A 22,811-nucleotide genomic window follows, 5' to 3' on the forward strand; every position below is an offset into this window, starting at 1 on the left:
TATCTCTCGGTACTGATCAGTACTCCCGGCCGCTCGTGCCGCGGTCGTCCACGCTGAAAGGCCGGGGCCATGAGAACTGCTGGCGACCCTCCGCTCGCGACAGCCGTTGTGCGCCAAAGTCAATCGCCCGCCACAAGGTGCGCGGAAGCGCTTCGATGACCCGGGTGCTCGGCAGGTTGTGGATCCCGGTCCTCGTGGTTGTCGTCGCCGCCGCGGGAGTCGCCGCGGTGAAGAACGCCCGCGAGATCTTCGGTTCGAACCCGGTGGTCGTGACACCGATTACGTCCGACGGTGCGGAGGACTTCAATCCCAAAGTGGTGACCTACGAGGTGTTCGGTTCGGGTGGCACCGCCGAGGTCAACTATGTGGATCTCGACGGCACGCCCCAGCGGACCGGAAGTGTCTCGCTGCCATGGACTTTGACGCTGCGAACGACGAATCCGTCAGCCTCGCCGAACATCGTCGCCCAGGGCGACGGGAGCGAAATCGGATGCCGGATCACCGTCGATGACGTGGTCAAGGAGGAAAGGACCGCTACGGGAATGAATGCCGCCACTTTCTGCTTGGTGAAATCCGCATGAGCCTCGACGTCGACGACACACCCACCGACGCCATCCCGGCCGCCCGTCACCGGGCCCGCCCGCGAATTCCCCGGCTGATCCGAACGTTGGCGGTGCCGATCCTTCTGGGCTGGATCGCACTGATCGTGGTGCTCAGCACCGTGGTGCCGACACTCGAGGATGTCGGAAAGCTCCGCGCGGTTTCGATGAGCCCCAACGACGCGCCCTCACTGATCGCCACCAAACGGGTCGGCCAGGTGTTCAAGGAATACGACACCAGCAGCTCGGTGATGGTGGTCCTCGAAGGCGATCAGCCGCTGGGTGCCGAAGCGCACGCCTACTACGACAAGATCGTTGCCGAACTGCGCGCCGACACCAAGCATGTCCAGCATGTGCAGGACTTCTGGGGCGACTCGTTCACCGCGGCGGCTGCACAGAGCGCCGATAACAAAGCCGCGTACGTCCAGGTGTACATCGGCGGTGACCAGGGTGAGACGCTCGCCAATGAATCGGTCGAGGCTGTCCGCAAGGTCATTGCGGACACGCCCGCCCCGCCGGGGGTGAAGGGTTACGTCACCGGGCCGGCTGCCACCACCACCGACCAGAACATCATCGGCGACAAGAGCATGCAGACGATCGAACTCGTCACGTTCGGCGTCATTGCGATCATGCTGCTGATCGTCTACCGGTCGGTCATCACCACGCTGATTGTGATGGTGATGATGGGCCTCGGACTGTCCGGCGCCCGGGGCGTGGTTGCTTTCCTGGGCTACCACAACGTTTTCGGGTTGACGACATTCGCGACCAATATGGTTGTGACATTGGCCATCGCTGCGGCAACGGACTACGCGATCTTCCTGATCGGCAGATATCAGGAGGCGCGCCGAGCAGGTGAAGACCGGGAATCGGCCTACTACACCATGTTCCACGGCACCGCCCATGTCGTGCTCGCGTCGGGCCTGACGATCGCCGGCGCGACGCTGTGTCTGCACTTCACCCGGCTGCCCTACTTCCAGACCATGGGTATCCCGCTGGCCTGCGGCATGGTGATCGTGGTCGCCATGGCGCTGACCTTGGGTCCGGCGCTCATCTCGTTGGCGAGTCGGTTCGGCCGCATCCTGGAGCCCAAAGGCGCCGGGAGACAGAAACTGTGGCATCGAGTGGGCACTGCCACCGTCCGCTGGCCAGGTGCCATCCTGGTCTGCGCCGTAGCCGTTTCGCTGGTCGGTCTGGTGGCGCTGCCCGGCTATCACACGACCTACAACGACCGCATCTATCTGCCCGACAGCGCCTCTGCCAATGTCGGTTACACCGCCGCGGAGCGGCACTTCTCCCGGGCGAAGATGAACCCCGATCTGCTGATGGTCGAGTCCGACCACGATCTGCGCAATCCGGCCGACTTCCTCGTCATCGATAAGATCGCCAAGGCGCTGGCCCGAGTGCACGGGATCGCCCAGGTGCAGACCATCACCCGACCTGAGGGTAAGCCGATCGAGCACTCGACCATTCCGTATTCGTTGAGCCAGAACGGTACTGGTCAGATCATGAACAACGACTACCAGCAGACCATCATCGCCAACACGCTCAAACAAGCTGACGACATGCAGGTCAGTATCGACTCGATGACCAAGATGCAGGGCATCACCCAGCAGCTGTCCGATGTCACCCGGAGTATGGCCGCCAAGATGGACGTCACCTCCGCCGACATCGCGACCGTGCGTGATCACCTTGCCGACTTCGACGATCAGTTCCGGCCGATCCGCAACTATTTCTATTGGGAGCCGCACTGTTTCGACATTCCGATGTGCTGGTCGCTGCGCTCGGTGTTCGACTCGCTCGACGGCATCTCGACGATGTCGGACGACTTCCAAGACATCGTGCCCGATCTTCACCGGATGTCCGACCTGACCGGACAGATGGTCACGATCATGCCGTCGATGATCGCGTCGATGAAGAGTCAAAAGCAGCTGATGCTCAACCAGTATCAGGCGCAGAAGGCTCAGCAGGACCAGAACATGGCCCAGCTCAAGGACAACACCGCGATGGGCCAGGCCTTCGACGCGGCCAAGAACGACGACTCGTTCTACCTGCCGCCGGAAGCCTTCGACAACGACGATTTCAAACGCGGCATCAAGCTGTTCCTCTCACCCGACGGACACGCCGTCCGCTTCACCATCATTCACCAGGGCGATCCGCTGACCGAGGAAGGCACCGCACGGGTCGAACCGCTCAAGATCGCCGCCGCGGACGCGATCAAGGGAACCCCGTTGGAGGGGTCCAGCATCTACCTCGGCGGCAGTGCGGCCATGTACGCCGACATGCAACAGGGGGCCAACTGGGATCTGATCATCGCCGCGATCGCAGCGCTGATTCTGATCTTCGTCATCATGGTGATCCTCACCAGAGCCCTAGCGGCCGCGGCGGTCATCGTGGGCACCGTGGTGCTCAGCCTCGCCGCGTCGTTCGGCCTGTCCGTTCTGCTCTGGCAACACCTCATCGGGCTGCCGTTGCACTGGATGGTGATGCCGATGTCGGTGATCGTCCTGCTGGCCGTCGGAGCGGACTACAACCTGCTTCTGGTGTCGCGCATGAAGGAAGAGATCCACGCCGGCGTGAAGACCGGGATCATCAGGGCGATGGTGGGGACCGGCTCCGTTGTCACCGCCGCGGGTCTGGTCTTCGCCTTCACGATGGCCTCGATGGCGGTCAGCAAGATGGTCGTCATCGGGCAGGTCGGTACGACCATCGGACTGGGTCTGCTGTTCGACACCCTGGTCGTGCGATCCCTGTTGACGCCGTCCATCGCGACACTGCTCGGCCGCTGGTTCTGGTGGCCGCAACGGGTCCGCCCCCGCCCCCGCCCCCAGCCGTGGCCGGCGCAGCAGGCCAACCCCGTCCGTGAGGAGGCGCTGGCATGACCGCTTCGGGTTGGCCGGCGATCAGGATCGTCACGGCTGCCTGCGCCGCGCTGACGATCGCGGCGCCGGCCACGGCACACGCCGACCCGGACACCGATTTCGCGAATCAACTTCATACCGTGGGCGTCTACGGGCCCAAGGACTACAACGCCTGGATCGCCAAGATCGCCTGTGAGCGCCTCGATCGCGGTGTCGACCACAATGCTGCCGACTCCGCCCGGTTCATCTCGCGACAACTGCCCAAAGATGCCACGACAGCGCAGGCCTGGCAGTTCCTCGGTATGGCCTATCCGGTCTACTGCCCGGACAAAGAGGTCCTGTTGCGGCAGGTCGCCGAGACCAGTGGAGGGTGAGGCACACGATGCGAGAACGACTTCGCGGTCCGATGTGGACGGGTCTGATCGTGACGGCCATGATCGCCGGCGTGGTTGCCCTGCCGGCAAAGGCCGCGGCCGACGCCAGCGATGACTATCCGATCCCCAAGCGCATGATCGACACCGCGTGCACGGTCGATCAATACATGGCCGCGGCGCGGGATACCTCGCCGATCTACTACCAGCGGTACATGATCGACTACAACAACCGGCCACTCGACGTGGAAGATGCGGCCCGCGACCGCATCTACTGGTTCTTCTCGCTGGATGCGGCCGGCCGCCGACAGTATTCCGAAGACACCGCGACCAACGTCTACTACGAACAGATGGCCACCCACTGGGGCAACTGGGCGAAGTTGTTCTTCAACAACAAAGGTGTCGTCGCCAAAGCCACCGACGTATGTCAGCAATACCCGCAGAGCGATCCGACGGTGTGGAACTGGGGTCCCAATCAGCGCTGACCGTCGGAAGTTGTTGGCCCTGAGCTGACTACTTCCAGACCAGCAGGTCCTCGACCCCGTTGTTGTAGACCACCGAGGTCGGCGCGGGTCCGGTGACGTCGAAATACAGCTTGCCCCAGGATGTGTCGCCCTGCTGCAGAGTCGCGCCGCTGATGCCCTGCGGCGTCGCCGCCTGCCACAGCACGGGGTAGCTGGCCCCGTTGGCGCGTGCGTTGAAGTCCGGGATGATCGGCGTGACGGTGCCCTTGGCGGCGCGCACCTTGGCCGTCGCCTCCCACAGCTTGCCGGCCAGCGGGTAACCGGGGATCGTGTCGGTGCTGGGCTTGAGGTCGGTGATCTTCCAGATCGTGATCACCTGGCCGCCGTTGTCGACGAGGTGGTTCCAGCCGCCGAACTTGTCCACGCTCGGCTCTGCTGCCGCGACGGGGGCCAGCACGACCGACAGGCTCACTGCTGCGGCCAGCGCCGCCGCTTTCATCCTCATGCGCGGCACGCTATGGACGCCGGATGAACAGCAGTCAACCGCGACACGAACACCGGTTGCGCTGCACCTCAACGGAAGCTGGCCTACCGGACGTCAGGCGCCCTTCAGCCGGATCTTCCAGCGCACCAGCGACAGGTATCCGATGCACAGCAGCCCGAGCATGCCCATGTCGAACCACCACCGGCCCGCACTGTGCTCCCAGTGCCGGTCCTTCGGCGTCAGCGGACCCGGCACCAGCTTGATCAGATCGATCGTCGAGGCCGACGCTGCGAAGCCCCAGCGCGCTGGGGTGAACCAGGACAGCTGATCGAGCACCAGGCGCCCGGTCACCGGAATCATGCCGCCGGAGAACACCAGCTGGCTCATGACGGCGACCACCAACAGCGGCATGATCTGCTCGTTGGACTTGGCCAGCGCCGAGAGCGCCAGACCCACCATCGCCGCAGTCACGGTCGTCGCCGCCATCACCACGAACAGCTCCAGCGTGGGGCTCAGGAACGTCAGCGAGCCCTGCGTCGGCCCGCCCTTGCCGGCGATCGTGATCGCGGTGACGATCGTCGACTGCACGATCGCGAACACCGCGTAGATACAGACCTTCGCCAGCAGGTACGCCGTCGTCGACAACCCGACGGCTTGTTCTCTGCGGAAGATCGGCCGTTCCCCGATCAGATCGCGCACGGTCAGCGCGGTACCCATGAAGATCGCGCCGACGTTGAGCAACACCAGGATCTGGCCCGGCTCGTTGGGCGCATCGCCCATCGGGTTGGGTACGCCGAAGCCCACGGTGCCGGGCACCGACAGCGACAGCACACCCATGATGAACGGCAGCAGCGCCAGGAACGCGAAGTATCCGCGGTCGGAGATGATCAGCCGCATCTGGCGCCGCGCGATCGTGGAGAACTGGCGCAGCAAGCTGGTGTGCGTCGGCTCGCCCATGTTCGACGGCGTCTCCACCGGCGGCGGCGGGGGAGCGGGTCCGGTCTGCTGCAGGTAGCGCTGATAGGCGCCGTCGGGATCACCGGCGACCGAGCTGAAGATGTCGGCCCAGTTGGTGGTGCCCATCGCAGGCCCGATCTGGCTCGGCGGACCGCAGAACGCCGTCTTGCCGCCGGGCGCCAACAGCAGCACCTGGTCGCATACGTCGAGGTAGGTCAGCGAGTGCGTCACCACCAGCACCACACGGCCGGCGTCGGCCAGCTGGCGCAGCATCGTCATGACCTGGCGATCGAGCGCGGGGTCCAGGCCGGAGGTCGGCTCATCGAGGATCAGCAGCGACGGGCCGGTCAGCAGCTCGAGGGCCACCGAGGCGCGCTTGCGCTGACCGCCGGAGAGCTTGTCCACCCGGGTGTTCTGGTGCTGGGTCATCTCCAGCTCGGCGAGCACCTGGGCCACCACCTGCTGGCGGTCTTCCTTGGTGGTGTCCGGCGGCAACCGCAGCTCCGCGGCGTACATCAGCGCCTGATTCACGGTCAGCTGGCCGTGCACCACATCGTCCTGCGGGACCATGCCGATCCTGGATCGCAGCGAGGCGTACTCGGCGTGAATGTTGTGGCCCTCGAAAGTGACTGTGCCACTTGTCGGATGGGTGTAGCCGGCGACCAGCCGCGCGAACGTCGACTTGCCTGCACCGGACGGGCCGATCACCGCGGTCAGCGTGCCGGGGCGCGCGGTCAGCGAGATGTTGTCCAGCAGCGTCTTGTTGTGCTCGATCGTCCACGTCACGGCGCGCACGTCCAGACCACCGGTGGCGGTGGCCGCCGACGTCTCGGTGCGCCGGACCAGGGTGCCGCCGGCGAACACGAGGTCGATGTTGCCGATCGTGACGGTGTCGCCCTCGTTCAGCATCGCGGTGTCGACCCGGCTGCCGTTGACGAACGTGCCGTTGATGCTGCGGTTGTCGACGATCTCCGTGCCGCCCGGCGTCGGGATCAGCGTGGCGTGATGGCGCGAGGCCAGCACATCGGGGATGACGATGTCGTTGTCGGTCGCCCGGCCGATCTTGATCCCGCCCGGCGGCACGTCGCCGGGTGCGCCCGGGCGCAGGATCTTCATCATCGACGTCGCGAGATTCGACGACGACTGCGCGGGCTTGCCGACGGCGGGACGCATCTGGGTGGGTGCCGCCGCCTGCTGGTGGCCCACCGGCCCCGTCGCGGCGGGCGGGTGATAGGTCGGCTGTGCCCGCGAGCCGCTGGTCGGATACACCGGCGGCTGGTGGGTCGGCTGGGCTTGCGATGGCGGAGGCGGCCACTGCCCGGCGGTCGGCACACCCCGGCTCGGGTTGGCCGGCCACGACGGCGACGACGGCGGGACCGACATGCGCACCGACGAGGTCTGCGGCGGGCGTCCCACCGAGCCCTGATGGCGGCCCAGGCCGAAGCTCATCGGGGGCCCGTCGGGATTGCCGACGTTGACGGTCAGACCGTCATTGATGTCGACGGACGGCACCCGGCGGCCGTTGACGAACATGCCGTTCAGTGAGCCGTTGTCGATGGCCATCCATCGGCCGTGGTCGAAACGGAGCACCAGATGGGCGCGGGAGATCAAGGGGTGGGCGATACGCACGTCGGCACGGAGGTCGCGGCCGACCACGACGTCGTGCCCTGCGGCGAAAGTACGCTCCGACCCGTCGTACCGAACTGTCAGATCGGGCGCGGCTGGTCGAGTCATCGAGACCAACTCTATCGGTAACGGCCCCGTCGGCCTGTCAGGCAGGACCGCCCGTCACCACGCAGAGGGTCCGCGAGTAGATGGTCGGCATGCATTTGTTGCAGTGCGTGCACAGCGACTTCACCGAGTGCGCGTCGCCGTCGGCCTGAATGCGATTGAGCAGGTCCGGCTCGGCCAGCAGCGCGCGACCCATCGCCACGAACTCGAAACCCTCGGCCATCGCGCGGTCCATGCTCTCGCGGTTGGTGATGCCGCCGAGCAGGATCAGCGGCATGGTCAGCTCCTTGCGGAACTGCTCGGCGTCGCGCAGCAGGTAGGTCTCCCGGTAGGGGTATTCGCGCATGAATTTCTTACCGGTCATCCGCATGCCCCAGTTCAGCGGCCAGTTCTGCGCCGCGGCAAACTCCTTGACCGGGGCGTCGCCGCGGAACAGGTACATCGGGTTGAGCAGCGAACTGCCCGCGGTGAGTTCGATCGCGTCCAGGCCGCCGTCTTCCTCCAGCCATTTGGCGGTCTGCAGCGACTCCTCGATCTGGATCGAGCCACGCACTCCGTCGGCCATGTTGAGTTTGGCGGTCACCGCGATCGGGGCGGGGCCGAGGCGCTCGACCTCGCGGCGTACGGCCATCACGATGCCGCGGGCCACCTTGGCCCGGTTCGCCAGCGACCCGCCGAACTCGTCGGTGCGCCGGTTGATCATCGGGGAGAGGAATGAGCTGGCCAGATAGTTATGACCGAGGTGGATCTCGACGGCGTCGAAGCCGGAGTCGATCGCGAACCGGGCCGCCGAGGCGTGCGCGGCGATCACGTTGTTGATGTCGTCGCGGGTGGCGTGCTTGGCGAACTTCATCGACAGCGGGTTGAAGAACCGCACCGGGGCCAACGCGGCCGCCTTGTTCGAGCGGGCATTGGCTACCGGGCCGGCATGACCGATCTGGGCGCTGATCGCCGCGCCCTCGGCGTGCACCGCGTCGGCCAGCCGGCGCAGGCCGGGCACCGCCTCCGGGCGCATCCAGATCTGCCCGCCATTGGTGCGCCCGCCCTGACTCACCGCGGTGTAGGCGACGGTCGTCATGCCGATGCCGCCCGCGGCGATCGCCCGGTGGAAGGCGATCAGGTCATCGGAGACCACGTCGTCGGGGGTTCGGGCTTCGAAAGTGGCCGACTTGATGGTGCGGTTGCGCAGGGTGATGGGGCCGAGTTTGGCCGGGCTGAACACATCTGGCGCACTGTTCATAACCGCAGCTGACCACGCGGTAGGAGATGCTGTCAACGACAGCTCCCGCTGCGATGGAAGAATGTTGCGCGTGGTCGCTATCACCCTCGACGGCAAGCTCACCCGCGACGAGATCTTCGTCGATCTTAAAGACCGTGTGGCGGCGCTGACCGCCGCGGGACATACCCCGGGACTGGGCACTGTCCTGGTCGGCGACGACCCCGGTTCGCACGCCTATGTGAAGGGCAAGCACTCCGACTGCGCGAAGGTCGGGATCACCTCGATCCGCCGGGACCTGCCCGCCGATGTGAGCCAGGCGCAGCTCGACGACACCCTCGACGAGCTCAACGCCAACCCCGAGTGCACCGGCTACATCGTGCAGCTTCCGTTGCCGCGCCATCTCGACGAGAACGCCGCGCTCGAACGGGTCGACCCGGGCAAGGACGCCGACGGGCTGCACCCCACCAACCTGGGCCGCCTGGTGCTCGGCAAGGCAGCCCCGCTGCCCTGCACGCCGCGCGGCATCGTGCACCTGTTGCGCCGCTTCGATGTGCCGATCGCCGGTGCGCACGTGGTGGTCATCGGCCGTGGTGTGACGGTCGGTCGCCCGCTGGGCCTGCTGCTCACCCGTCGTAGCGAGAATGCGACAGTGACGCTGTGCCACACCGGAACTCGTGATCTTCCTGAGCTGACCCGGCAGGCCGACATCATCATCGCCGCGGTCGGGGTGCCGCACATGCTGAAAGCGGAGATGGTGAAGCCGGGCGCGGCCGTCGTCGACGTGGGGGTGAGCCGGGTGGACGGCAAGCTCACCGGCGATGTGCATCCTGACGTCTGGGAGGTGGCCGGCCAGGTATCGCCCAATCCCGGCGGAGTGGGCCCGCTGACCCGGGCGTTCCTGCTGACCAACGTCGTCGAACTGGCCGAAGCCGCCCGGTGACGGGTCGCGCGAAGCGCCGACTGCCGACCGGTGCGGAGGCGGTCGACTTCACCAGGCGCGTAGTGCGTTCGCAATGGCCGATTCTCGGTGTCGGGCTGATCTTCGTGGTCGCCTTCGTCCTGGTGGCGGCCGGATTCTGGCGCCGGGGCTCATTACTGATCGGCATCGCGGTGGGGGCGGCCGCCGCGCTGCGGCTGGTGCTGACCGAGGACCGTGCGGGCCTGTTGGTGGTGCGCTCGCGGGGTGTCGACTTCGCAACGATGACGACGGTCTGCGTGATCATGGTGTACGTCGCCTCCACGATCGATCCGCTGGGGACGTCGTAGCCAAAAATTGCCTAACGGGCAATATTGCACGGTGTGAAACTTTGTGCGTACGCTGTCGGCATGGACGGATTGCGCGAACGCAAGAAGGCCGATACCCGCAGGGCGCTCAGTGACGCCGCGTTGCACTTGGTCTTCGAGCGCGGGCTGGACAACGTCACCCGCGAGGCGATCGCCGAGCGTGCCGGGGTATCGCTGCGCACGTTCAACAACTATTTCGCGGGCAAGTACGAGGCGATCGCCTACCGCCAGATCGAACGAATGCGGCGCAGCCTGAGCGCCTTTCGGTCGTGGCCCGCGGGCGAGTCGTTGTGGACGGCCATCACCGGGTCGGTGCTCGAGCCGCTGCTGGCCGAGATGGGCGAAGACTACGCGCCGACACGCCAGCAGCTCGACCAGCTCCTGGAGCTGAGCATGGCCATCGAGGTGCGTAATGCGTTGGCCAACAATCTGATGGCGGAATGGATCGAGGCGATCGCCGAGCGGACCGGGACCGACCCGGTGCGCGACATGTACCCCCGCCTCGTGGCCGCCAGCATCCGTGCCGTCGCCGAAGCCGCCATGGACACCTACATCGCCGCCGACCCGCCCGTTCCGATCGTCGGCTTGATGCGCCGCGGCTTCGCCGATGTCGTTGCGGGACTTCCCGAACCAAAGAGGAAATCGTCATGACCGAGAACCACGAAGTCGTCATCTCCGGCGCCGGACCCAACGGCCTGATGCTGGCCTGCGAACTGGCCCTGGCCGGGATCACCCCGGTCGTCCTCGACGCGCTGCCTGCTGCCAGCGACGAGCCCAAAGCCAACGGTCTTGTCGGACAGGTGGTTCGGATGCTCGATATGCGCGGGCTGTACTCCGCGTTCACCGGTGAGGACAGGCCGCAGGCCTTGCCGGGATGGATGTTCTCCGGGATGCAACTGGCCTATCCCGACCAGTCCACCAGCCCCATGTACGCGATGACGATGCCGCAGCCCCGGCTGGTCCGCCTGCTGGAGCAGCGTGCCCGCGACCTCGGCGTCGATCTGCGGTGGGGTCACGAACTGACGTCGCTCCAGCGTGGCGAGGACGGTGTCGCGCTCAGCGTCGCCACCCCCGACGGCGTCTACTCCCTGACCGCCGGGTACCTCGTGGGGGCCGACGGTGGCCGAAGTCTGGTGCGCAAGAGCGTCGGCATCGACTTCCCCGGCACCACGTCGGAGACCGTCGCGCGGCTGGCCCAGGTGGAGGTGCCCGACGAACTCCGTGCCCCCGACGGTGGCCTGAACATCCCCGGGGTCGGGCACATCGCGTTCGGGCACAACAGATTCGACAGAGGTATGGTGCTGGCCGGCAGCCTTCAGCCGGGCGTGCTGCTGGTCGGTACCCGGGAGGAAGGCCGCGCCGACGAGGATGGTCCGCTGACACTGGCGGAACTGCGCGCCAGTCTCCAGCGGATCTTGGGTGTCGATGTGCCGCTGGAGGAGCCACGAGGTCCCGGTCCGCACGCGAAGCGCCGCATCGACGGCCAGAACACCAGGCAGGCAGAGCATTACCGGGCCGGACGTGTCCTGCTGCTGGGCGACGCCGCCCACGTGCACTCGGCGATGGGCGGCCCCGGGCTGAACCTGGGCCTGCAGGACGCGGTGAACCTCGGCTGGAAACTGGCCGCCGCTGTCAACGGCTGGGCGCCGTCCGGACTGCTCGACAGCTATGAAACCGAGCGCCATCCGGTGGGCCGCCGCGTCATGATGCATTCGATGGCGCAGAGCGCGCTGATGGCTTCGGGCCCCGAAGTGGCCGAACTCCGTGCCCTTTTCACCGAGCTGATCGCCATCCCCGAGGTCACCCAGCACCTGGGGCGGCTGCTCGCCGGCGCGGACGTGCGTTACGACGTCGGCGACGACCACCCGCTGTCCGGCTACCTCGTGCCGGACCTGACGCTCGACGACGGGCGGCCGGTGGCGGGCCTGCTGCACGACGCCCGCCCGGTGCTGCTGGACATGTGCGGTGGTGCCGCCGCGGCGCAGGCGGGCGACTGGGCGGACCGCGTGGACATCGTGCAGGGACACCTGACCGAGGGCCCCACCGCCCTTCTCATCCGCCCCGACGGCTATGTTGCTTGGGCCGCAGACGATTTCGGTCCTGTCGATGCCCAGAATCTGCGGATCGCGCTGTCCCGCTGGTTCGGACACCGCGAAAATTGAGCCTTCAACGCTGATCCCGGCGGGCCGACTTCTCTGCGTACATCGACTGATCGGCGGCCGCCATGAGGTCGGACACGCTCCGGCCGGCTTCGATGTCCGCGGTGAGTCCGACGCTGACGCTGACCGCGCACGGACAGCCGTCGTCGGCTCCGAGATCTCCGATGCGTCGCCGAATTCGTTCGGCGACCGCACGGACCGAGTCACCGTCGGAGTCGACCAGACCGACGCAGAACTCGTCGCCACCGATACGTGCGGCGAAGTCGTCGGCTCCGGCGGCGTGACGCAACACCTCGGCGATGGCCACCAACACCCGATCGCCCGCCATGTGGCCGTGCTTGTCGTTGATCGCTTTGAAGTTGTTGACGTCCAGCATCAACAGGTTCACATGCCGGCCGCCGTGGTCTCCGCCGAGTCGAGCGCGGGATAGCTCGGACTCCAGGCGTTCGGAAAAGCCGCGCCGGTTCAGCAGCGAAGTCAGCGGATCGGTACTGGCCAGGACGGCGAGCTGCCGCTGCAGGGATGTGAGTTCGGTGATGTCGTGGGACGTGCTCAGGACGGTCAGTAGTTCACCGTCGCTGCGGAACTCGGGCACCACTCGCGTCAGGAATTGTCGTGAGCCGCCCACGGTGGGCAGCTCATGCACCTCCTCAGCCGGCGCCCGGCTGTCCAGGACGCGGTCGACAAGGGATTCCCACTGTGCCACCAGCTCCGGCGGCAGGCCGATCTCCCGCTTGCTCTTGCCGATGAACGCCTGCGGCGACAGCCCGGTCATCTGCTCGATGGCAGGGTTGATGTAAAGGTGGCGGTGGTTGCGATCGAGACGCGCGACGATGTCGGGCAGGGCCTCCACGATCGAATGGAACCCGTCGTTGTAGCGCTGACGCTCCGATGTCCCGCGCACTATGCCAACGCAACGCCCGGGCTCCCGGTCGAGAGGCTGCAGAACGCACGTCCAGTCGGGTGCGTCGTCGACGTGCAGCACCGACGGTGAGCCGTCGGCGGCCGGCCATGCCGCCGCAAGACCGGCAAGCAGGGCTACCTCACCCGGCCAGCCGGCGCCCGGATCCGTCATCGCCTCGAACATCGGCGTCCGATCGACGATCACGACGTCTGCGCCGTCGCGCCGGCACAGGAAGCCCGCAACATTGCCCCCGGCAAGCCAATTGAGCCATTGCTCCCCGGAACCCATGGGTACGGACCTTAGCGGCAGTTGCTGCCCGTCTCATCCGCGCCACCGAACTTCACCTGATACATCAGCTTGTCGACCCGGGCCAGCAGGTCGAGCGCGGTGGTGTCCTGCGTATCCGCCCTGGCGACGCCGACGCTCACACCCACCCCGATCGGCTCAGCGCTGTCCACTGCGATGTTGCCGACGCGCTCACCGATGCGCTGAGCCACCCGCCGCGCGGCGGCCTCGTCGGTGTCGATCAGCGCGACGCAGAACTCGTCACCGCCGAGCCGCGCGGCGATGTGATGAGAAGTAGTCTCGGACAATAGAATTCTCCCCACCGCCTCGAGCACCTGATCTCCGCCGGCGTGCCCGAACCGGTCGTTGATGTGCTTGAAATTGTTCAGGTCGAGCACAAGTAGGCTGAGCTCGCCCTGCTCACGCCGGACTCGGTCGAGCTCGGTGCCGAGCCGTGCGATGAAGCTGCGCCGATTGAGCAGTGATGTGAGTGGGTCGGTGCCGGCAAGTTGTTCCAGCTGGTGCTGAAGCCGCTTGAGCTCGGTGATGTCGCGGACCACCGACAGGACGGTCGCGACCCGGCCCTCGTGGTCGAACTCCGGTGTGGCGCGGCCGAGGTAATGGCGCAGGCCCGTCGTCCCGGGATAGTCGAATTCGAGCTCCACCGGCTCGCCGGTGTCGAAGACTTGTCGGTAGGTCGCCTGGAATGTTCCGGCGAGCTCGTTCGACGTGCCGACCTCGAATTGTGTTCGGCCGAGCCGCGTTTCGTGAGGTATACCAGTCAGCCTGGCCATCGGCGGGTTGGCGTACCGGTAGCGGAATTCGCGGTCGAAGCGGGTGACCACGTCGGGCAGGTTCTCCACGATCGAGAAGAACGCGTCGTTCGGCTGCTGCCACCCCGCAGGCAGGCTCAGGATCGCCAGATGGTCATCGGCGTCATCGTCGAGCGGCTGCAGCGCGCACTGCCAGGCCGGGTCGTGCGCCGCCGCGATCGTGAACGACCCGTCAGTGCCGGTCTCCGGCCACTGATCGTCGAGCCGTGACAGCAACGAGCACTCGTCGAGCCGGCCGGCGAGAGCCTGCATGACGCCGACGAATTCCGGTGTGCGAGAGACGATCGTGACCTCGCCGACGACCCGGCGACAGTGGAAGGCCGGCACCCGGGCGGCGGCCAGGGCGGCCAGCCAACGATTCGGCGACATCATGCACGCTCAGGACGACAGCGTCGCCCGCATGCCCACAGTGATGTAGGGCAGCGCCAGCCCGGTCGAATTCGCCAGTGCCGGATGCGTTGTCAGTAACTCGCGAACCTCGTCGAGGGTCTGGGTGCGGACGTCCGCCGGTGAGGTGATGCAGTAGCTGCGCGACGCCACCAGGTCGATCAGTGCCTGCGGCGTCAGGTAACTCGTCCATTCGACCCGGTGATGCTCGACGTCGATGAACGGCTCGGGCACGGTGACGGCGTCGTTGAACTGGGCGTTCTCGTGGCCGATGATGCGGCCGAGGTCCTTGACCCAGCCCAACCGTTCATCGCGAGCGTTCCACACCAACCCGAGCCGCCCGCCCGGCCGCAGCACCCGCGCCACCTCGGCGACGGCCTGCTCCGGGTCGAACCAATGCCAGGCCTGCGCAACCAGTACCGCGTCAACACTGTTGTCGGGCAACGGGATCTGCTCGGCGGTACCCAGCAGCGCCGGGGTGTCGGGCAGCGCCGAGCTGAGCAATTCCAGCATCTCCGCCAGCGGATCGACGGCCACCACGTCGAGGCCGCGTTCGACAAGGCGGGTGGTCAGCTTGCCGGTACCGGCACCCAGGTCCAGTACGTCGCGAGCGCCGGGCGGCAGCAGCCAGTCGATGGCCTCCGGCGGATACGACGGGCGGCCGCGCTCGTAGGCGGCGGCCTCGGACCCGAAGGACAGTGAGCGTTCGCGCTGCGACTCCGTCACGGCGTGCGGAGACTTTTGCCGTCGGCCAGGTCGAGGGTCTGGCGGATGAGTTCGCCCACCGCGTCGGTCTCGACGAGGAAGCCGTCGTGGCCGTAGATCGATTCGACGACGTTGAGCCCGGAACAGTTCGGCAGCAGTGCGGCCAGCTCCTGCTGCAGGCGCAGCGGGTAGAGCCGGTCCGAGGTGATCCCGCCGACCACGGTCGGCACCGGGCACGAGCCCAGCGCCGCGGCCACGCCACCGCGTCCGCGCCCGACGTCGTGGTTCGACAGCGTCTCGGTCAGCGTCACGTAGCTGCCCGCGTCGAATCGGTCGACCAGCTTGGCGCCCTGGTACTCCAGGTAGCTCTGCACGGCGTACCGGCCGCCGGCCAAGGTGTCCTCGTCGTCCTGGGCGGCATTGCCGAAGCGGTTGTCCAACTCCACTTCACCGCGGTAGGTCAGGTGGGCGAACCGGCGGGCCAGCTGAAGCCCGACGTCGGGGTGGCGGCCGGTGCCGTGGTAGTCGCCGCCCTGCCAGTTCGGATCGGCCTTGATCGCTGCGATCTGAGTGCTCTGCGTGCCGATCTGATCGGCGGTCGCCCGGGCTCCGACGGCCAGCACCAGCGCCGCCCGCACCCGGTCGGGATACTCGACCATCCACTCGAGCGCCCTGGCACCGCCCATCGAGCCGCCGACCAGCGCCGCGACTTCGGTGATGCCGAGCGCTTCCAACGCGGCCACGTCGGCGTTGACCTGGTCGCGCACGGTGATGATCGGGAATCGCGAACCCCAGGGTTTGCCGTCGCGAGCCAGCGAACTGGGCCCGGTCGAGCCGCGGCAGCCACCCAGGACATTGGTGGCCACCGCGCACCAGCGGGTGGTGTCGATCGGGGCGCCGGGCCCGGCGACACCGTCCCACCAGCCGGGGGTGGGGTGCCCCGGCCCGGCAGGCCCGGTCAGATGCGAGTCGCCGGTCAACGCATGCAGCGCGACGACGACATTGTCGCGGTCGGGGGAGAGCTCGCCCCAGCGCTGCACGGCGATCGACACATGGTCGAGCACCTCGCCGCTTTCCAGCGTCAGCGGGCCGATGTCGACCACGCCGATCTCACCTTCGGCGGGCAGGGTCACGATGCGCTCGTCGCTGATGGTCATGTCAGGCTCACTCAAAGGGCCGCCACGGCCCGCGGGTCCGAGGCATCCGCCGACACGGACTTGGCGGCGGCGAAGCCGCGCTCCAGGTCGGCCAGGATGTCGTCGATGCCCTCGAGGCCGACGGCAAGTCGGACCAGACCCGGAGTGACGCCGGTGGCCAGCTGCTCTTCGGCGGACAGCTGCTGGTGAGTGGTCGACGCCGGGTGGATCACCAGGGAACGCACATCGCCGATGTTGGCGACGTGGCTGTGCAGCGTGAGTGCGTTGACGAACGCTTTTCCGGCCTCGACTCCGCCGGCCAGCTCGAAGGCCAGCACCGCACCGGTCCCCTTGGGCGCCAGCTTCTTTGCACGCTCGTACCACGGTGAGGTCGGCAGGCCGGCGTAGTTGACCGACACCACGTCGGAGTGCCCGGCCAGGTACTCGGCCACCTTCAGCGCGTTGGACACGTGGCGTTCGATCCGCAGGCTGAGCGTTTCCAGGCCTTGCGCGATCAGGAAGGCATTGAACGGCGACCCCGCCGAGCCGAGGTCGCGCAACAGCTGTACGCGCGCCTTGAGTGCGTAGGCGGGCGGGCCGAGTTCGGCGAACACCACGCCGTGATAGCTCGGGTCCGGTGTTGTAAAACCAGGGAAGCGTCCGCTTGCAGTCCAGTCGAACTTGCCGCTGTCGACGATCACCCCGGCGATGGCCGTGCCATGGCCGCCGAGGTACTTGGTCGCCGAGTGCACGACGATGTCGGCGCCGTGCGCGATCGGCTGAATCAGGTAGGGCGTCGCGATGGTGTTGTCGACGATCAGCGGAACGCCGTTGTCGTGCGCCACCTTCGACACCGCCGGAATGTCGAGCACATCGATTTGCGGGTTGGAGATCGTCTCACCGAAGAACGCCTTCGTGTTCGGCCGCACCGCGGCCTGCCAGGACGCCGGGTCGTCGGGGTCGGTCACGAACGTGGTCTCGATGCCCAGCTTCGGCAGCGTGTAGTGCAGCAGGTTGTAGGTGCCGCCGTAGAGCCGCGGGCTGGACACGATGTGATCGCCGGCTTCGGCGATATTCAGGATCGCGAACGTCTCCGCCGCCTGCCCGGAGGACAGGAACAGTGCGGCCACGCCACCTTCGAGGGCGGCGATGCGCTGCTCGACGGTGTCCTGGGTCGGATTCATGATGCGGGTGTAGATGTTGCCCGGCTCGGCCAGCCCGAACAGCGCGGCGGCGTGGTCGGTGTTGTCGAAGGTGTACGACGTGGTGGCATAGATCGGCAGCGCCCGGGCGTGCGTCGCGGCGTCCGGAGTCTGTCCGGCGTGGATCTGCTTGGTCTCGAAGGACCAGTTCGCGGTCGGATCGTCGGTATCTGACGTGCTCATATGAAAAACGAACCTCCATCTGTTCTGGGGGTCCGTTTCTGAGCGGACCCGCGCTTGCCGTGCAGCTAGGTGCAGCTGCTCAACCTGGTCTTCACCCGGAGCACCCCACCGCGGTTGGAGGGTTGCCGGCCAGCGAGCCGGGGCTTGACGCTGGCGCTCATGACCGCCTTGAAGCATAGCGGACCTTCGTAACGGGAGGCCAGCGGGATATCGGCATCTTTCGCCGCCGACTGTGACGCAGACCTCTCAACAGATACGACGACGGCGATCACGTAGGTTCAGAAGCGACGCGATACTGATAGCCGCCAAAGCACCTGACTGACCGCCCGGGAGACAACAGCACATGAGCGCCGAGAACCCGACCATCATCTACACGCTCACCGATGAGGCGCCGCTGCTGGCGACGTATGCGTTCCTGCCGGTGTTGCGCACATTCGTCGAGGCGGCCGGCATCGACGTCAAGACCAGCGACATCTCGGTGGCCGCGCGCATCCTCGCCGAGTTCAGCGACCGGCTCACCGACGAGCAGAAAGTGCCGGACAACCTGGCCGAACTCGGCGCGCTGACCCAGGACCCGAGCGCCAACATCATCAAGCTGCCGAACATCAGCGCCTCGGTGCCGCAGCTGGTCGCCGCCATCAAGGAACTCAAGTCCAAGGGCTACGACCTTCCGGACTTTCCGGGCGACCCGAAGACCGACGAGGAAAAAGAGATCCGCCAGCGCTACGGCAAGATTCTCGGCAGTGCGGTGAATCCGGTTCTGCGCGAAGGTAACTCAGACCGTCGCGCTCCCAAGGCGGTCAAGGAGTACGCCAAGAAGCACCCGCACAGCATGGGGCAGTGGTCGCAGGCGTCGCGCACCCACGTGGCGACGATGAAGACCGGCGACTTCTACCACGGCGAGAAGTCGATGACGCTGGACAAAGACCGCACCGTAAAGATGGTTCTGACCCCCGCCGGAAAGGGGGCGGGCGAGGCCATTGTCTTAAAGCCCGAGGTCAAGCTCGACAACGGCGACGTCATCGATTCCATGTTCATGAGCAAGAAGGCACTGATCGACTTCTACGAGAAGGAGATCGAGGACGCCTACAAGACGGGCGTGATGTTCTCGCTGCACGTCAAGGCCACCATGATGAAGGTGTCGCACCCGATCGTGTTCGGTCACGCGGTGAAGGTCTTCTACAAGGACGCCTTCGCCAAGCACGGCAAGTTGTTCGACGAGCTCGGCGTCAACGTCAACAACGGCCTCTCCGACCTCTACGACAAGATCGAGTCGCTGCCGGCCTCGCAGCGTGAAGAGATCATCGAAGACCTGCACAAGTGCCACGAGCACCGGCCGGAGCTGGCGATGGTGGACTCGGCCAAGGGCATCTCGAACTTCCATTCGCCGTCCGACGTGATCGTCGACGCCTCGATGCCCGCGATGATCCGGCTCGGCGGCAAGATGTACGGCGCCGACGGCCGCACCAAGGACACCAAGGCCGTCAACCCGGAGTCGACGTTCTCCCGGATGTACCAGGAGATGATCAACTTCTGTAAGACCCACGGCCAGTTCGATCCGACCACGATGGGCACCGTTCCCAACGTCGGCCTGATGGCGCAGAAGGCCGAGGAGTACGGCAGCCACGACAAGACCTTCGAGATCCCGGTCGACGGCGTCGCCGACATCGTCGACGTCGACACCGGCGAGGTGCTGCTGTCGTGGGACGTCGAGGAGGGCGACATCTGGCGCATGCCGATCGTCAAGGACGCCCCGATCCGCGACTGGGTGAAGCTGGCCGTCAACCGGGCCCGGCTGTCCGGCATGACGACGGTGTTCTGGCTCGACGACGAACGTCCGCACGAGAACGAGCTGCGCAAGAAGGTGAAGGCCTACCTCGCCGAAGAGGACACCGAGGGCCTCGACATCACGATCCTGCCGCAGGTGTGGGCGATGCGGTACACCCTCGAGCGCGTGATCCGCGGCCAGGACACCATTGCCGCGACCGGCAACATCCTGCGCGACTACCTCACCGACCTGTTCCCGATCCTGGAGCTGGGCACCAGCGCCAAGATGCTGTCGATCGTGCCGCTGATGGCCGGCGGTGGCCTGTACGAGACCGGGGCCGGTGGGTCGGCGCCCAAGCACGTCCATCAGCTGGTGGAGGAGAACCACCTGCGCTGGGATTCGCTCGGCGAGTTCCTCGCGATCGGCGCCAGCCTCGAGGATCTGGGCAACAAAACCGACAACGCGAAAGCCAAGGTGCTGGCGACCACGCTGGACACCGCGGTCGGAGAGTTGTTGAACGCCAACAAGAATCCGTCGCGCAAGGCAGGCGAGCTGGATAACCGCGGTAGCCAGTTCTACCTCGCGCTGTATTGGGCTCAGGCCCTTGCCGAGCAGACCGAGGACAAGGAACTAGCCGAGCACTTCGCGCCGCTGGCCAAGACCCTCGCCGAGAACGAGGACGCCATCATCACCGAACTGGCCGAGGTGCAGGGTCAGGCCGTCGATATCGGTGGGTACTACTACCCGGACCGGGAGAAGACCACCGCGGTGATGCGGCCTTCCAAGACCTTCAACTCCGTGCTCAGCTAGCTCCGGCCTCACTGACTGGGCTGGGCTGCCGCACCGGCGGCACGTGGGCGTCGACCCATTCGGTGATCAGGTCCGTGACGCGATCGGGGGCCTCGAACATCGGGATGTGCCCGACGCCGTCGAGATGGGTCACCTTGGTGATCTCCGGGATGTTCTTGTGGAAGTGCTTGGTGAACCGCGGATGCGGCAGCACCCGGTCACGTTCACACACCACGAGGTGCGTCGGGACCGACAACTCGGTCAGCTCCATCAGTCCCGGCATCAGCAACGCCTTGATCAGCAGCTGGTAGTAGGCCGGACAGTGAGTGACATCATCGAGGATCTCCTGCAGCTGCACCTCGGTCACGCCCCGCGGCGTGGCGCTGATCGGCACCGTGGCCGCGGCTTTGACCCCGGGCAGGCGCAGCGCACGCTCGCCCAGTAGCCGGGCGGTCAGCCACACCGGCAGGCCGGCGACGAACTTGCCGACGATCTCGTATTTCACCGGTGACCAGCGGTGCCAGCCACCGGCCGGCGCGATCCCGGTCAGTGTCCTGGCCCGGCCGCGTCGCTCGAGCTCGAAGGCCACCCAGCCGCCCAGCGAGTTGCCGACGACGTGGGCGGTGTCCCAGCCCATCTCGTCGAGCTGGCGCTCGACGTGGTCGGCCAGGGTCGAGGAATCCAGGATCAACGACCGGCTGCGCGGGCCACCGTTGTGCCCGGCCATCGACGGTGCGAACACCTCGAAGCGGCCGGTGTCGGCAAGCCGGGGCGCAACGTCGGACCAGACGTAGGAGGACATCATGAACGGGTGCAGCAGCAGGATCGGTTCGCCGGCACCTAGATGGATTGATTCGCGGGTCGCCACAACCAGACCGTAAAGGTGATACCGCCGGTACCGCAAGATAGGTTTTCTCCCGTGATCGTGACCACCATCAATGTCAACGGCGTCCGCGCCGCTGTCCGCCAGCGTTCGGCCGAGAACCTCGGCCTGCTGGCCTGGCTGTCGCAGACCACGTCCGACGTGGTGTGCCTGCAAGAAACCCGCTCCGACGACGAGCAGATCGCCGAGGCGCTGGCCCCGGCGGTTGCCGACGGCTGGCACCTGGCCTCGGCCAGCCCGCATCTCAAGGGCCGCAGCGGGGTGGCGATCCTGTCCCGCACCCCGTTCGCGGCGGTCCGGATCGGCTTGGCGGCAACCGAATTCGAGCTACACGGCCGCTACGTCGAGGCCGATCTGGCCGGCGGTGAGACGGTCGCCAGTGTGTACGTCCACACCGGCGAAGCCGGCACCGACCGCCAGCTGGAGAAGGAACGGTTCATGGCCGCGCTGGCCAAGCGGATGACGGAGCTGACCGCCGACGGGCGCGACGCGGTGATCTGCGGCGACTGGAACATCGCCCACACCGAAAATGACATCAAGGCCTGGAAGGCCAACGTCAAGAAGGCCGGCTTCCTGCCCAGCGAGCGACAGTGGCTCACCGACCTGTTGGACTCCGGCTGGGTGGACGTCATGCGGCAGCTCCACCCCGATGTCGCCGGCCCTTACAGCTGGTGGTCGTGGCGCGGTAAGGCGTTCGACAACGACGCCGGCTGGCGCATCGACTACCACCTGGCCAGCGAGAGCCTGGCGGCACGCACGGTGGCCGCCCGTGTCGAGAAGCCGGCCCTGTATGCGTTGCGCTGGTCCGATCACGCTCCGGTGACCGTCGAATTCGGCTGAGCCGACACGAATGGGCCGGTCGCCTCGGGGGGATGAGGCAACCGGCCCATTGTCGTGGTGGTCTAGTAGCTTCCGTTGATCCAGGCGCCCCACGGGACGTAAGTCGTGGCCGGGGAGGCGTAGGTGCTCGGGGCGTTGAAGTTGCCGGAGCTGGTGCCCTGGTCGTCGTCCCACGAGTAGGTGTTCTGAGCGCTGGCCGGCCCGGCGAATCCGAGGGCGGCGCCACCGATGACGGCACCGGCGATGGCGGGGGCGGCGATCAGGGCTGCGAGGCGGTTGGTCATTGTCGTGCCTTTCGGTGTCCGTCGGTCTTTGTCGATCCGTTGTGGTCTGAGACAAATCATTCGCTGCCGGCACCCAACTCGTCGATCGGCCGCTCAGCCGGTTTTCGTGTCCACCGATCGGGGGACAGCTGTGCACGGTCTTTTGCTCTGAACGCACCGCCATGTCTCTGACGCGTGCGATAAATTCCACCCGGGCGGCGGCAGTCTATGGATACGCTGTGAGCCCGACGGGAGTCTGTACTGCACAAGCCGGGGGGCGCACAGTGGCACAACGCAAACGACGATTGGGTGCAGCCGCCTTTGCGATCGGGATGTGGTTGGCCGGTCCGCAAGCCGTCGGCGTTGCCAATGCCGATGCGCCGGAGACGGATTCGCCGTCGGTAGCCGCGAAGAACACCCAACCGCGCCACACGCGCACCGCGAGATCAGCTCGCCCGGCACCGCCCGTCAGTGCGGTGTCGGGGAGTGGCGTGAAGTCCAAGGTGT

The 22,811-nt window shown here is 66.6% G+C and carries 20 protein-coding genes and 1 riboswitch; of the genes, 10 read left to right on the top strand and 10 right to left on the bottom strand.

Features of this window, described 5'->3' with window-relative positions:
* Nucleotides 1–155 precede the first annotated feature (155 nt).
* Genes G6N32_RS05860 through G6N32_RS05875 form a run of 4 tightly spaced genes read left to right on the top strand, consistent with a single transcriptional unit; the run spans nt 156 to nt 4,313 of the window.
* The gene (locus G6N32_RS05860; RefSeq protein ID WP_115316806.1) at nt 156–581 is read left to right on the top strand and encodes an MmpS family transport accessory protein; all 426 of its coding nucleotides are present in this window, start codon (nt 156–158) and stop codon (nt 579–581) included.
* Nucleotides 578–3,478: an MMPL/RND family transporter gene (locus G6N32_RS05865; RefSeq protein WP_115316805.1), complete on the top strand. Its 2,901-nt coding sequence runs from the start codon at nt 578–580 to the stop codon at nt 3,476–3,478. Before G6N32_RS05860 ends, G6N32_RS05865 begins: the two co-directional genes overlap by 4 nt.
* The gene (locus G6N32_RS05870) at nt 3,475–3,831 is read left to right on the top strand and encodes a DUF732 domain-containing protein (protein ID WP_115316804.1); all 357 of its coding nucleotides are present in this window, start codon (nt 3,475–3,477) and stop codon (nt 3,829–3,831) included. The genes G6N32_RS05865 and G6N32_RS05870 overlap by 4 nt, the downstream gene beginning before the upstream one ends.
* 32 nt (nt 3,832–3,863) lie before the next feature.
* Nucleotides 3,864–4,313: a DUF5078 domain-containing protein gene (locus G6N32_RS05875; protein ID WP_232077707.1), complete on the top strand. Its 450-nt coding sequence runs from the start codon at nt 3,864–3,866 to the stop codon at nt 4,311–4,313.
* A gap of 28 nt (nt 4,314–4,341) precedes the next feature.
* Here the strand turns inward: G6N32_RS05875 and G6N32_RS05880 are convergent, their stop codons facing one another.
* The 3 genes from G6N32_RS05880 to G6N32_RS05890 all read right to left on the bottom strand — a co-directional run bounded on the left by G6N32_RS05880 (nt 4,342) and on the right by G6N32_RS05890 (nt 8,704).
* Nucleotides 4,342–4,797, bottom strand: coding sequence for an MPT63 family protein (locus G6N32_RS05880; RefSeq protein ID WP_115316802.1), 456 nt, complete (start codon nt 4,795–4,797; stop codon nt 4,342–4,344).
* 93 nt (nt 4,798–4,890) lie between these two features.
* Nucleotides 4,891–7,467 (bottom strand): ATP-binding cassette domain-containing protein, encoded by a 2,577-nt coding sequence (locus tag G6N32_RS05885; protein ID WP_115316801.1) that lies wholly within the window; start codon nt 7,465–7,467, stop codon nt 4,891–4,893.
* Nucleotides 7,468–7,504: 37 nt separating this feature from the next.
* Entirely contained in the window at nt 7,505–8,704 is a 1,200-nt protein-coding gene (locus tag G6N32_RS05890) for an NADH:flavin oxidoreductase (protein ID WP_115316800.1), read from the bottom strand.
* Between the two features lie 70 nt (nt 8,705–8,774).
* Between G6N32_RS05890 and G6N32_RS05895 the strand changes: the two genes are divergently transcribed.
* Genes G6N32_RS05895 through G6N32_RS05910 form a run of 4 tightly spaced genes read left to right on the top strand, consistent with a single transcriptional unit; the run spans nt 8,775 to nt 12,129 of the window.
* Nucleotides 8,775–9,623: a bifunctional methylenetetrahydrofolate dehydrogenase/methenyltetrahydrofolate cyclohydrolase gene (locus G6N32_RS05895; RefSeq protein ID WP_115318798.1), complete on the top strand. Its 849-nt coding sequence runs from the start codon at nt 8,775–8,777 to the stop codon at nt 9,621–9,623.
* Nucleotides 9,624–9,643: 20 nt separating this feature from the next.
* A complete protein-coding gene (locus G6N32_RS05900) occupies nt 9,644–9,949 on the top strand; it encodes a DUF3017 domain-containing protein (RefSeq protein WP_276047872.1) in 306 nt (101 codons plus the stop codon).
* A 60-nt stretch (nt 9,950–10,009) separates the two neighbouring features.
* Nucleotides 10,010–10,618 (top strand): TetR/AcrR family transcriptional regulator, encoded by a 609-nt coding sequence (locus G6N32_RS05905; protein WP_115316798.1) that lies wholly within the window; start codon nt 10,010–10,012, stop codon nt 10,616–10,618.
* Nucleotides 10,615–12,129 (top strand): FAD-dependent monooxygenase, encoded by a 1,515-nt coding sequence (locus G6N32_RS05910; RefSeq protein ID WP_115316797.1) that lies wholly within the window; start codon nt 10,615–10,617, stop codon nt 12,127–12,129. The genes G6N32_RS05905 and G6N32_RS05910 overlap by 4 nt, the downstream gene beginning before the upstream one ends.
* Before the next feature lie 4 nt (nt 12,130–12,133).
* Here the strand turns inward: G6N32_RS05910 and G6N32_RS05915 are convergent, their stop codons facing one another.
* From G6N32_RS05915 to G6N32_RS05935, 5 genes are read right to left on the bottom strand one after another with little or no spacing between them, the layout of a single operon-like run.
* Nucleotides 12,134–13,318, bottom strand: a complete 1,185-nt coding sequence (locus G6N32_RS05915) for a sensor domain-containing diguanylate cyclase (RefSeq protein WP_115316796.1) — start codon at nt 13,316–13,318, stop codon at nt 12,134–12,136.
* 11 nt (nt 13,319–13,329) lie between these two features.
* On the bottom strand, nt 13,330–14,517 hold the full coding sequence (locus G6N32_RS05920) for a sensor domain-containing diguanylate cyclase (protein ID WP_163789146.1): 1,188 nt from the start codon (nt 14,515–14,517) through the stop codon (nt 13,330–13,332).
* Between the two features lie 9 nt (nt 14,518–14,526).
* Nucleotides 14,527–15,261: a class I SAM-dependent methyltransferase gene (locus G6N32_RS05925; RefSeq protein ID WP_115316794.1), complete on the bottom strand. Its 735-nt coding sequence runs from the start codon at nt 15,259–15,261 to the stop codon at nt 14,527–14,529.
* On the bottom strand, nt 15,258–16,397 hold the full coding sequence (gene metX, locus G6N32_RS05930) for a homoserine O-acetyltransferase MetX (protein WP_115316793.1): 1,140 nt from the start codon (nt 16,395–16,397) through the stop codon (nt 15,258–15,260). The genes G6N32_RS05925 and metX overlap by 4 nt, the downstream gene beginning before the upstream one ends.
* 11 nt (nt 16,398–16,408) lie before the next feature.
* Nucleotides 16,409–17,761: a bifunctional o-acetylhomoserine/o-acetylserine sulfhydrylase gene (locus G6N32_RS05935; RefSeq protein ID WP_115316792.1), complete on the bottom strand. Its 1,353-nt coding sequence runs from the start codon at nt 17,759–17,761 to the stop codon at nt 16,409–16,411.
* Between the two features lie 45 nt (nt 17,762–17,806).
* Nucleotides 17,807–17,926, bottom strand: a riboswitch (SAM riboswitch).
* Nucleotides 17,927–18,104: 178 nt separating this feature from the next.
* On the opposite strand from G6N32_RS05935, the gene G6N32_RS05940 reads away from it, so the two are divergent.
* Nucleotides 18,105–20,339: an NADP-dependent isocitrate dehydrogenase gene (locus G6N32_RS05940; protein WP_115316791.1), complete on the top strand. Its 2,235-nt coding sequence runs from the start codon at nt 18,105–18,107 to the stop codon at nt 20,337–20,339.
* On the opposite strand, the gene G6N32_RS05945 is transcribed toward G6N32_RS05940, so the two are convergent.
* The gene (locus tag G6N32_RS05945; RefSeq protein ID WP_115318797.1) at nt 20,332–21,186 is read right to left on the bottom strand and encodes an epoxide hydrolase EphH; all 855 of its coding nucleotides are present in this window, start codon (nt 21,184–21,186) and stop codon (nt 20,332–20,334) included. The two genes, G6N32_RS05940 and G6N32_RS05945, sit on opposite strands and share 8 nt — an antisense overlap.
* A gap of 51 nt (nt 21,187–21,237) precedes the next feature.
* On the opposite strand from G6N32_RS05945, the gene G6N32_RS05950 reads away from it, so the two are divergent.
* On the top strand, nt 21,238–22,041 hold the full coding sequence (locus G6N32_RS05950) for an exodeoxyribonuclease III (RefSeq protein ID WP_115316790.1): 804 nt from the start codon (nt 21,238–21,240) through the stop codon (nt 22,039–22,041).
* Between the two features lie 62 nt (nt 22,042–22,103).
* Here G6N32_RS05950 and G6N32_RS05955 read toward each other — a convergent pair whose 3' ends face one another.
* The gene (locus tag G6N32_RS05955; protein WP_115316789.1) at nt 22,104–22,325 is read right to left on the bottom strand and encodes a hypothetical protein; all 222 of its coding nucleotides are present in this window, start codon (nt 22,323–22,325) and stop codon (nt 22,104–22,106) included.
* Nucleotides 22,326–22,811: the final 486 nt, after the last annotated feature.

The organism is Mycolicibacterium aichiense (assembly GCF_010726245.1).
GTDB lineage: Bacteria > Actinomycetota > Actinomycetes > Mycobacteriales > Mycobacteriaceae > Mycobacterium > Mycobacterium aichiense.

What these genes read in the sequence shown, in the direction of transcription:
- G6N32_RS05860 (WP_115316806.1), top strand. Translation starts at nt 156, where the DNA reads ATGACCCGGGTGCTCGGCAGGTTGTGGATCCCGGTCCTCGTGGTTGTC.
- G6N32_RS05865 (WP_115316805.1), top strand. Translation starts at nt 578, where the DNA reads ATGAGCCTCGACGTCGACGACACACCCACCGACGCCATCCCGGCCGCC.
- G6N32_RS05870 (WP_115316804.1), top strand. Translation starts at nt 3,475, where the DNA reads ATGACCGCTTCGGGTTGGCCGGCGATCAGGATCGTCACGGCTGCCTGC.
- G6N32_RS05875 (WP_232077707.1), top strand. Translation starts at nt 3,864, where the DNA reads ATGTGGACGGGTCTGATCGTGACGGCCATGATCGCCGGCGTGGTTGCC.
- G6N32_RS05880 (WP_115316802.1), bottom strand. Translation starts at nt 4,797, where the DNA reads ATGAGGATGAAAGCGGCGGCGCTGGCCGCAGCAGTGAGCCTGTCGGTC.
- G6N32_RS05885 (WP_115316801.1), bottom strand. Translation starts at nt 7,467, where the DNA reads ATGACTCGACCAGCCGCGCCCGATCTGACAGTTCGGTACGACGGGTCG.
- G6N32_RS05890 (WP_115316800.1), bottom strand. Translation starts at nt 8,704, where the DNA reads ATGAACAGTGCGCCAGATGTGTTCAGCCCGGCCAAACTCGGCCCCATC.
- G6N32_RS05905 (WP_115316798.1), top strand. Translation starts at nt 10,010, where the DNA reads ATGGACGGATTGCGCGAACGCAAGAAGGCCGATACCCGCAGGGCGCTC.
- G6N32_RS05910 (WP_115316797.1), top strand. Translation starts at nt 10,615, where the DNA reads ATGACCGAGAACCACGAAGTCGTCATCTCCGGCGCCGGACCCAACGGC.
- G6N32_RS05915 (WP_115316796.1), bottom strand. Translation starts at nt 13,318, where the DNA reads ATGGGTTCCGGGGAGCAATGGCTCAATTGGCTTGCCGGGGGCAATGTT.
- G6N32_RS05920 (WP_163789146.1), bottom strand. Translation starts at nt 14,517, where the DNA reads ATGTCGCCGAATCGTTGGCTGGCCGCCCTGGCCGCCGCCCGGGTGCCG.
- metX (WP_115316793.1), bottom strand. Translation starts at nt 16,397, where the DNA reads ATGACCATCAGCGACGAGCGCATCGTGACCCTGCCCGCCGAAGGTGAG.
- G6N32_RS05935 (WP_115316792.1), bottom strand. Translation starts at nt 17,761, where the DNA reads ATGAGCACGTCAGATACCGACGATCCGACCGCGAACTGGTCCTTCGAG.
- G6N32_RS05940 (WP_115316791.1), top strand. Translation starts at nt 18,105, where the DNA reads ATGAGCGCCGAGAACCCGACCATCATCTACACGCTCACCGATGAGGCG.
- G6N32_RS05955 (WP_115316789.1), bottom strand. Translation starts at nt 22,325, where the DNA reads ATGACCAACCGCCTCGCAGCCCTGATCGCCGCCCCCGCCATCGCCGGT.